2 protein-coding genes are annotated in these 8,540 nt (G+C 72.8%); both read left to right on the top strand.

What is annotated here, in order from left to right; translation table 11 throughout:
• The coding region (locus PKF00_RS43720) for a non-ribosomal peptide synthetase (protein ID WP_438827874.1) at positions 1-6,584 on the top strand (6,584 nt) is incomplete at its 5' end.
• A gap of 2 nt (positions 6,585-6,586) precedes the next feature.
• The coding region (locus tag PKF00_RS43715) for a condensation domain-containing protein (protein WP_271223700.1) at positions 6,587-8,540 on the top strand (1,954 nt) is incomplete at its 3' end.

The raw sequence follows: 8,540 nt of genomic DNA, 5'->3' as shown, positions 1-8,540 counted from the left end.
GGTTCCTGCACCGGTTGGAGGGGCCGAGCGCGACCTACAACGTGCCGGTGGCGTTGCGGTTGTCCGGCCGTCTGGACGTGGAGGGGTTGCGGGCGGCACTGGGCGATGTGGTGGCGCGGCACGAGAGCCTGCGCACGGTGTTCGCCGAGGACGAGGCGGGCCCCTATCAGCGGGTGCTGCCGATCGAGTCCGTGCCCGCGCTGCTGGAGACGGCGGTGTGCGAGGAGGCGCGGCTGGAGGAGCGGCTGGCTGAGGCGGTCGGGCACGCGTTCGACCTGTCGGCCGAGATTCCGGTGCGGGCCCGGCTGTTCGAGCTGGGGGCCGAGGAGCACGTGCTGGTGCTGGTGATGCACCACATCGCCGGGGACGGCTGGTCGCTGGGGCCGTTGGCGCGGGATCTGGTGGCGGCCTACGCCGCCCGTGCCGAGGGCGGCGCGCCGGCCTGGCTGCCGCTGCCGGTGCAGTACGCCGACTACACGCTGTGGCAGCGGGAGGTGCTGGGGTCGGAGGACGATCCGGGCAGTGAGATCTCCCGGCAGCTGGCGTACTGGGCGCAGGCGCTGGCGGGGTTGCCGGAGGAGCTGGCGTTGCCCGCTGACCGGCCGCGGCCTGCGGTGGCCTCCTACCGGGGCGGCCGGGTGGCCTTCGAGGTGCCGGCGGAGCTGCACGCACGGCTGACACGGCTGGCGCGGGACAGCCACGCGACCGTGTTCATGGTGGTGCAGGCGGCGCTGGCCGTTCTGCTGTCCCGCCTGGGCGCGGGGACGGACGTTCCGCTGGGCACGCCGATCGCGGGCCGCACCGACGACGCGGTGGACGACCTGATCGGCTCGTTCTCCAACACGCTGGTGCTGCGCACCGACCTGTCGGGCGACCCGAGCTTCCGGGAGCTGCTGAGCCGGGTGCGGGAGAGCGACCTTGCGGCCTACGCGCACCAGGACCTGCCGTTCGAGCGGCTGGTGGAGGTGCTCAACCCCGAGCGGTCCCTGTCCCGCCACCCGCTGTTCCAGGTCATCCTGACGTTCAACGGCACAGACCAGCAGCTCGCCCTGGAGGAGGCGCGACGGCTGCCGGGGCTGGAGGCGGCCCCGCAGGCGGCGCAGAACGCCGTCTCTCCCTTCGACCTCGCCATGGAACTCGCCGAGCGGACGAACCCCGGCGGAGAGCCCGACGGGCTCTACGGCGACCTGGAGTACAGCACGGATCTGTTCGACGAGGAGACGGCGCGGTCCGTCGTCGATCGGTTCACGCGCCTGCTGGAAGCCGTGGCGGACGATCCCGACCGCCTGGTCGGCGGCGTGGACCTGCTCGACCCGGCCGAACGCGAGCGCGTCCTCGGGGAATGGAGCGCGGTCGTCCCGCAGCTGCCGGAGGGCATCGTGCCAGGCCTGTCCGCTTCGGGGCCTTCCCGTCCTGCGGACCTCCGGTACTACGTGCTCGACGCCGGATCGCAGCCGGTTCCACCGGGAGTCGCCGGCGTGCTGCACGTGGCCGGGCACGACCTGCCGAACACCGGCGTCGCCCGGGACCGGCTGCTGCCGGACGCGTTCGGCCACGGGTGGATGTACAGGACCGACGAACCGGCGCGCTGGACCAGGAGCGGCGACCTCGAACTCCTCGGCCCGGCGGGAGAGGCCCCCGAGGAAGCCGACGACGAGGCGCGGTCTGGCCGCCTGCCCCGTGACCCACGGGAGGAGATCCTGCGGGGCCTGTTCGCCGAGATGCTCGACGTGCCGAGCGTGGGCGTCGACGACGGGTTCTTCGACCTGGGCGGACACTCCTTGTCCGCGATCCGGCTGGCCAGCCGGATCCGGTCGGTGCTCGGTGTGGAGACGCCGATCCGGCAGGTGTTCGAGACGCCGACGGTGGCCGGGCTGGCGGCGGCGTTGTCCGGGGGCGGGCGGGCTCGTTCGGGGGTGCGGGCGGTGGTGCCGCGGCCGGTGCGGGTGCCGTTGTCGTTCGCGCAGCGCCGGTTGTGGTTCCTGCACCGGTTGGAGGGGCCGAGTGCGACGTACAACGTGCCGGTGGCGTTGCGGTTGTCCGGGGCGCTGGATGTGGAGGGGTTGCGGGCGGCGCTGGGTGATGTGGTGGCGCGGCACGAGAGTCTGCGCACGGTGTTCGCCGAGGACGAGGCGGGCCCCTATCAGCGGGTGTTGCCGGTGGAGGCGGCGCGTCCGGTGCTGGAGGTCGTCTCCTGTGATCGCGACGGGCTGGAGGGGCGGCTGGCCGAGGCGGCCGGGCACGCGTTCGACCTGTCGGCGGAGATCCCGGTGCGGGCCCGGCTGTTCGAGCTGGGGGCCGAGGAGCACGTGCTGATGCTCGTGGTCCACCACATCGCCGGGGACGGCTGGTCGATGGGGCCGTTGGCCCGCGACCTGTCGGTGGCCTATGCGGCCAGGGCGGCGGGCGGCGCGCCGACCTGGTCGCCGCTGCCGGTGCAGTACGCCGACTACACGCTGTGGCAGCGGGAGGTGCTGGGTTCGGAGGACGACCCCGGCAGCGTGCTGGCCGGGCAGCTGGCGTACTGGCGGCAGGCGCTGGCGGGGCTGCCGGAGGAGCTGGCGCTGCCCGCTGACCGGCCGCGGCCCGCGGTGGCCTCCTACCGGGGCGGCCGGGTGGCCTTCGAGGTGCCGGCGGAGCTGCACGCGCGGCTGGTGGAGGTGGCGCGGGCCGAGAACGTCACCGTGTTCATGGTGATGCAGGCCGCGGTGGCGACGCTGCTGTCCCGCCTGGGCGCGGGCAGCGACATCCCGCTGGGCACGCCGATCGCGGGCCGTACCGACGACGCGGTGGAGGACCTGGTCGGGTTCTTCGTCAACACCCTGGTGCTGCGCACCGACCTGTCGGGCGACCCGAGCTTCCGGGAGCTGCTGGCCCGGGTGCGGGAGAGCGACCTTGCGGCCTACGCGCACCAGGACCTGCCGTTCGAGCGGCTGGTGGAGGTGCTCAACCCCGAGCGGTCCCTGTCCCGCCACCCCCTGTTCCAGGTCATGCTGGCCTTCGACGACAACGCGATCCCGCAGGAGGCCGCCCGGATTCCGGGGATCACCGCAGAGGGGCACGACTTCGAGACCGGCAGGGCGAAGTTCGACCTGATGTTCGTCTTCGAGAACGACCGGGCCGAGGAGGGCGACGCCCCGCTGCCGGCCACGCTGGAGTACAGCGAGGACCTGTTCGCCCGGCAGACGGCCGCCGGCCTCGTCGCCCGCTTCCAGCGCCTGCTCGAAGCGGTCGTCGACGACCCCGACCGGTCTGTCGGGCGGATCGAGGTGCTGGAGCCCGCCGAACGACGTCTGCTGGAGGAGTGGAACGACACCGCGTGCGACGAGCCCCGGGCATGGTTGCCCGAACTGTTCCGTGAGCAGGCGAGACTCTGCCCGGACAGCGTCGCCGTCGTCGCGGGCGAGAAGAGCCTGACCTACGCCGAACTCGACGCGCGGTCGGACCGGCTGGCGTGCCGGTTGATCGCCTCCGGAGTCGGTCCCGAGACGCCGGTCGCGCTGCTGATGCGGAGATCCGCGGACGTGGCGGTCGCGATTCTCGCCGTTCTCAAGGCCGGCGGGGCGTACGTGCCCCTGCACGACGCCTATCCGCCGGAGCGCATGCGCTACGTGGTCGAGGACGTCGCCGCGCCGCTGGTGGTGACCGACCGCGCGTACGCCGACCGGGCACTGCCGCTGGGGGCGCAGATCGTGATCGTGGACGATCCGGCGGGCGCGGAGGAGCCGGCCGGCCGTCCCGACGTCGGCGGAAGGCCAAGCCGCCTTGCCTACGTCATGTACACCTCGGGGTCGGCGGGAGAACCCAAGGGGGTCGCGGTCACCCATCGCGACGTCGCAGCCCTCGCCACGGACCGGCGCTGGCGGAACGGGGCCCACGAGCGGGTCCTGCTCCACTCCCCGTTCGCGTTCGACGCCTCGACCTACGAGTTCTGGACGCCGCTGCTGTCCGGCGGCTGCGTGGTCGTGGCTCCGCCAGAAGAGCTGGACGTGGACGTTCTGGCGCGGGTGCTCCACGAGCACAAGGTGACCGCTCTGTGGCTCACCGCCGGACTGTTCCGGCTGGTGGCCGAGGAGAGACCCGAATGCCTGGCGGGCGTCCACGAGGTGCTGGCCGGCGGCGACGTGGTTCCGGCGGCCGCGGTGAGGCGGGTCCGCGACGCCTGCCCCGAGACGACGGTGATCAACGGCTACGGGCCGACGGAGGCGACGACCTTCGCCCTCAGCCACACGATGCGCCCCCAGGACACCGTCCCGGACAGCGTGCCCGTCGGCCGGCCGCTGGACAACATGCGCGCCTACGTCCTGGACGACGGGCTGCTGCGGGTTCCCGTCGGCGTCGCCGGTGAGCTGTACGTGGCGGGCACCGGAGTGACGCGCGGCTACTGGCGCCGGCCGGGGTTGAGCGCGGAGCGGTTCGTGGCCGATCCGTTCGGCGGCGCCGGTGAGCGGATGTACCGCACGGGTGATGTGGCGCGGTGGCGGCCGGACGGGAGTCTGGAGTTCGTCGGCCGGGCGGACGACCAGGTGAAGGTGCGGGGCTTCCGGATCGAGCCGGGAGAGATCGAGGCGGTCCTGGCCGGGCGTCCCGAGGTGGCGCAGGCCACCGTGGTGCTCCGGGAGGACCGGCCGGGGGACCGGCGGCTGGTCGGCTACGTCGTCCCCGCGCAGGGGACCGCCGTGGACGAGGACCTGCTCAGAGCGCATCTGGCGAACAGGTTGCCGGACTACATGGTGCCGTCGGCGTTCGTGGCGCTGGAGGGACTGCCGCTGACGCCCAACGGCAAACTCGACCGGGCCGCGCTGCCCGCGCCGGCGTACGGCGCGGACACGTCGGGACGCCCGCCGCGCGACGGCCGCGAGGCGCTGCTGTGCCGCCTGTTCGCCGAGGTGCTCGGCCTCGAGGAGGTGGGCGTCGACGACGGCTTCTTCACCCTGGGCGGCGACAGCATCATGTCCATCCAGCTGGTCAGCCGGGCGCGCAGGGCCGGTCTCGCGATCACCGTGCGGCAGGTGTTCGAGCACCAGACCGTCGCCCGGCTGGCCGAGTGGGCCGCCGACGCGATCGGCGAGCCGGTCGAGGAGGCCGGAGCCGGTGTGGGCGTGCTGCCGTCGACACCGATCATGCGCTGGCTCGCCGAACGCGGAGGTCCGATCGACCGGTTCGACATGTCACAGCTTCTCCGCGTCCCGTCCGACCTGGACGAGCAACGGCTGGCGGTCGCCGTACAGGCGCTCCTCGACCGTCACGACGCTCTGCGGATGAGGCTGTGCGCCGAGAGCGGGATCGAGGAGCTCGAGGTGAGAGAGCCCGGCTCGGTTCGGGCCGCCGCGTGCCTGACCCGGGTGGACGTCCACGGGCTCGACGACGCGGCCCGCCGCGCGGTCATGGCCGAGCAGGGCGCCGCGGCCCGCGGCCGTCTGGATCCGCGGAAGGGGACGATGGTCCAGGCCGTCTGGTTCGACGCGGGTCCGGCCCGGTCCGGGCACCTGCTGATCGTGCTGCACCACCTGGTGGTGGACGGAGTGTCGTGGCGCATCCTCGTCCCCGACCTCGCGGAGGCGTGGTCGGCGGCGGCAGAGGGCCGGGAAGTCGTCCTGCAACCGGTCGGCACCTCGTTCCGCCGGTGGGCGCACGGGCTGGTCGCCCGGTCGCGCGACCCGGAACGCGTGGCCAGGCTCCCCCAGTGGACCGAGATGCTCGCCGCGTCCGACACGCCGCTGAACGACCGGCCCCTGGATCCGGCCGTCGACGTCAACTCCACGGCCGGACGCCTGTCGCTGACCCTGCGGGCCGACGCGACGCAAGCACTGCTGACGAACGTGCCCGCGGCGGTGAGCGCCAAGGTCGACGAGGTGCTGCTGGCCGCCTTCGCCATGGCCGTGAGCGGTTGGCGCCGTCGGCGCGGCCGCGCCGGCGACGGAGGGGTGCTCATCGACCTGGAAGGTCACGGCCGTGAGGAGGGCGTGGTCGGCGGGGCGGACCTGTCCAGGACCGTGGGCTGGTTCACCAGCCTGTATCCCGTGCGGTTGGACCCGGGCGTGTTCGACGCCGCCGACGCCCTGGCCGGGGGCCCGGCCGTCGGCGAGGTCCTCGCCCGGATCAGGCGTCAGCTGCGGGCGGTACCAGGAAACGGGATGGACTACGGGATGCTGCGCTACCTCAACCCCGAGACCGGGCCGGTGCTGGCCGGGCTCTCCCGGCCGCAGATCGGCTTCAACTATCTCGGCCGGTTCACCACGGGCGGACCGGCCGACTGGGACGTGGAGCCCGCGGTCGACACCGGTGAGTCGGAGGACCCCCGCATGCCGCTGGCCCATGCGGTCGAGCTGAACGCGCTGGTCGCCCCCGGGCAGGAGGGCCCCGAGCTGGTCGCCGACTGGACCTGGGCGACGGGGCTGCTCACCCAGGACGACGTACGGGAGCTGGCCGAGGCGTGGTTCGTCTTCCTGCGCGGGCTGATCGAGTACGCGGAGCGTCATGAGACGGGCCGGCTGACCCCGGTGGACGTGGCTTTGGCCGAGATCAGCCAGAGCGAGATCGACGAGTTCGAAGAAGAGCTGACCGCAGAGTGGGGGATCTAGGCATGAACCAGAAGGCGAGCACGATCGAAGATATTCTGCCGCTCTCTCCGCTGCAGGAAGGAATGCTCTTCCACAGCGCCTACGACGACCGGGCGACCGACGTCTACGTCCCGCAGCTGGTGCACGACCTGGAGGGTCCTCTCGACTCCGAGGTGATGCAGCTGGCCGTGCAGGCGCTGCTGCGGCGGCACGCGGCGCTTCGGGCGGCGTTTCGGCAGCGCAGGTCGGGCGAGTGGGTGCAGCTGATCGTCCGTGACGTGCCCTCCCCATGGCGGGAGGTGGACCTGTCCGAGCTGCCCGAGGCCGCGATCGAGGCCGAGGCGCGGCGGGTGGCGGACGAGGAACGGGTGCGGCGCTTCGATCTGGGGCGTCCGCCCCTGGTCCGGTTCACGCTGATCCGGCTGGGGGCGGAGCGGCACCGGCTGGTGATGACCAACCACCACATCCTGTGGGACGGCTGGTCACTGCCACTGCTGCTGGATGACCTGATGCGGCTGTACGCGGCCGGCGGTGACCCCGGCGGTCTGCCGGCTGTGCGGCCCTACCGGGACTATCTGGACTGGCTGGCGGGACAGGACGCCGACGCCGCGCGGACGGCGTGGCAGGGGGCGCTGACCGGGGTGGAGGACCCCACCAGGATCGCCTCGGGGGATTCGGCGGGGGTGCCGGCGGAGTCGCAGGAGATCCTCTTCGGCCTTTCCGCGGAGCGGACGGCGGCGCTCGTGGAGTGCGCGCGGAGCCGGGGCCTGACGCTGAACACCGTGGTGCAGGGGGCCTGGGCGGTCGTGCTCAGCCGTCTGACGGGCAGGGACGACGTGGTGTTCGGCGTCACCGTGTCGGGGCGGCCGCCGGAGCTCGAGGGCGTGGAGTCCATGGTCGGGCTGTTCATCAACACGCTGCCGCTGCGGCTTCGGTTGCGGTACGCCGAGCCGCTGGCGGGCATGCTGGCCCGGCTTCAGGAGGAGCAGGCCGCGCTGCTCGCCCACCACCATCTGGGGCTGGCGGAGATCCAGAACCTGGTGGGGCTGGGCGAGCTGTTCGACACGACCATGGTGTTCGAGAACTACCCCGTCGACGAGACGACCCTGACCTCCCTGGTCGACGCGACCGGACTGCGGGTCACCAACACCGTCGCCACCGTCGCCACGCACTACGCGATCAACCTGGCCACCGTTCCCGGAAAGGAGCTGGGGTTCCGCCTCCTGCACCGGCCCGATCTCGTCGACGCCGACGAGGCGCGGACGGTCATCGAACGGTTCGTCCGGGTGCTCGACGCCCTGGTGTCCGACCCCGACCAGCCGGCCGGGCGTGTGGAGGTGCTGGATTCCGCCGAGCGCGACAGGCTGCTGAGAGAGTGGAACGACACCGCCCGCGAGATCCCCGGTGAGCATCTCCCCGCCCTGTTCGAGGCACAGGTCGCCAGGACGCCGGACGCGCCGGCGGTGGCCTCGGAGAGCGACGCCCTGTCCTACGCGGAGCTGAACGCCCGCGCCAACCGGCTGGCGCGCCACCTGATCCAGCGCGGCATCGGGGCCGAGGACTTCGTGGTCACGGCTCTGCCGCGTTCGCCCGAGCTGGTGGTGGCGCTGCTGGCGGTGCTGAAGGCCGGCGCGGCCTATCTGCCGGTGGACCCCGACTATCCGGCCGAGCGGATCGGGTTCATGCTGGGCGACGCCGCGCCCGTGTTGACGCTGACCACGGCCGAGCAGGCGTCCGGGCTCCCCGCCGGTCCGCCTCCGCTGGTGCTGGACGATTCCGGGACGGTCGAGGCCCTGGCCCGCTGTTCCGACGCCGACGTGGTGGACGCGGATCGGGTGGTGCCGTTGTCTCTGGGGCATCCGGCGTATGTGATCTATACGTCGGGGTCGACGGGGCGGCCGAAGGGGGTGGTGGTCGAGCATCGGTCGCTGGGTGCGTATGTGGTGCGGGCGCGGGAGGCGTATCCGAGTGCGTCGG

This window comes from Streptosporangium carneum, assembly GCF_027922005.1.
In the GTDB taxonomy this organism is placed as follows: Bacteria; Actinomycetota; Actinomycetes; order Streptosporangiales; family Streptosporangiaceae; genus Streptosporangium; species Streptosporangium carneum.
The sequence above is the reverse complement of the archived record's forward strand: the minus strand, read 5'-3'. Positions and strand labels throughout refer to the sequence as shown.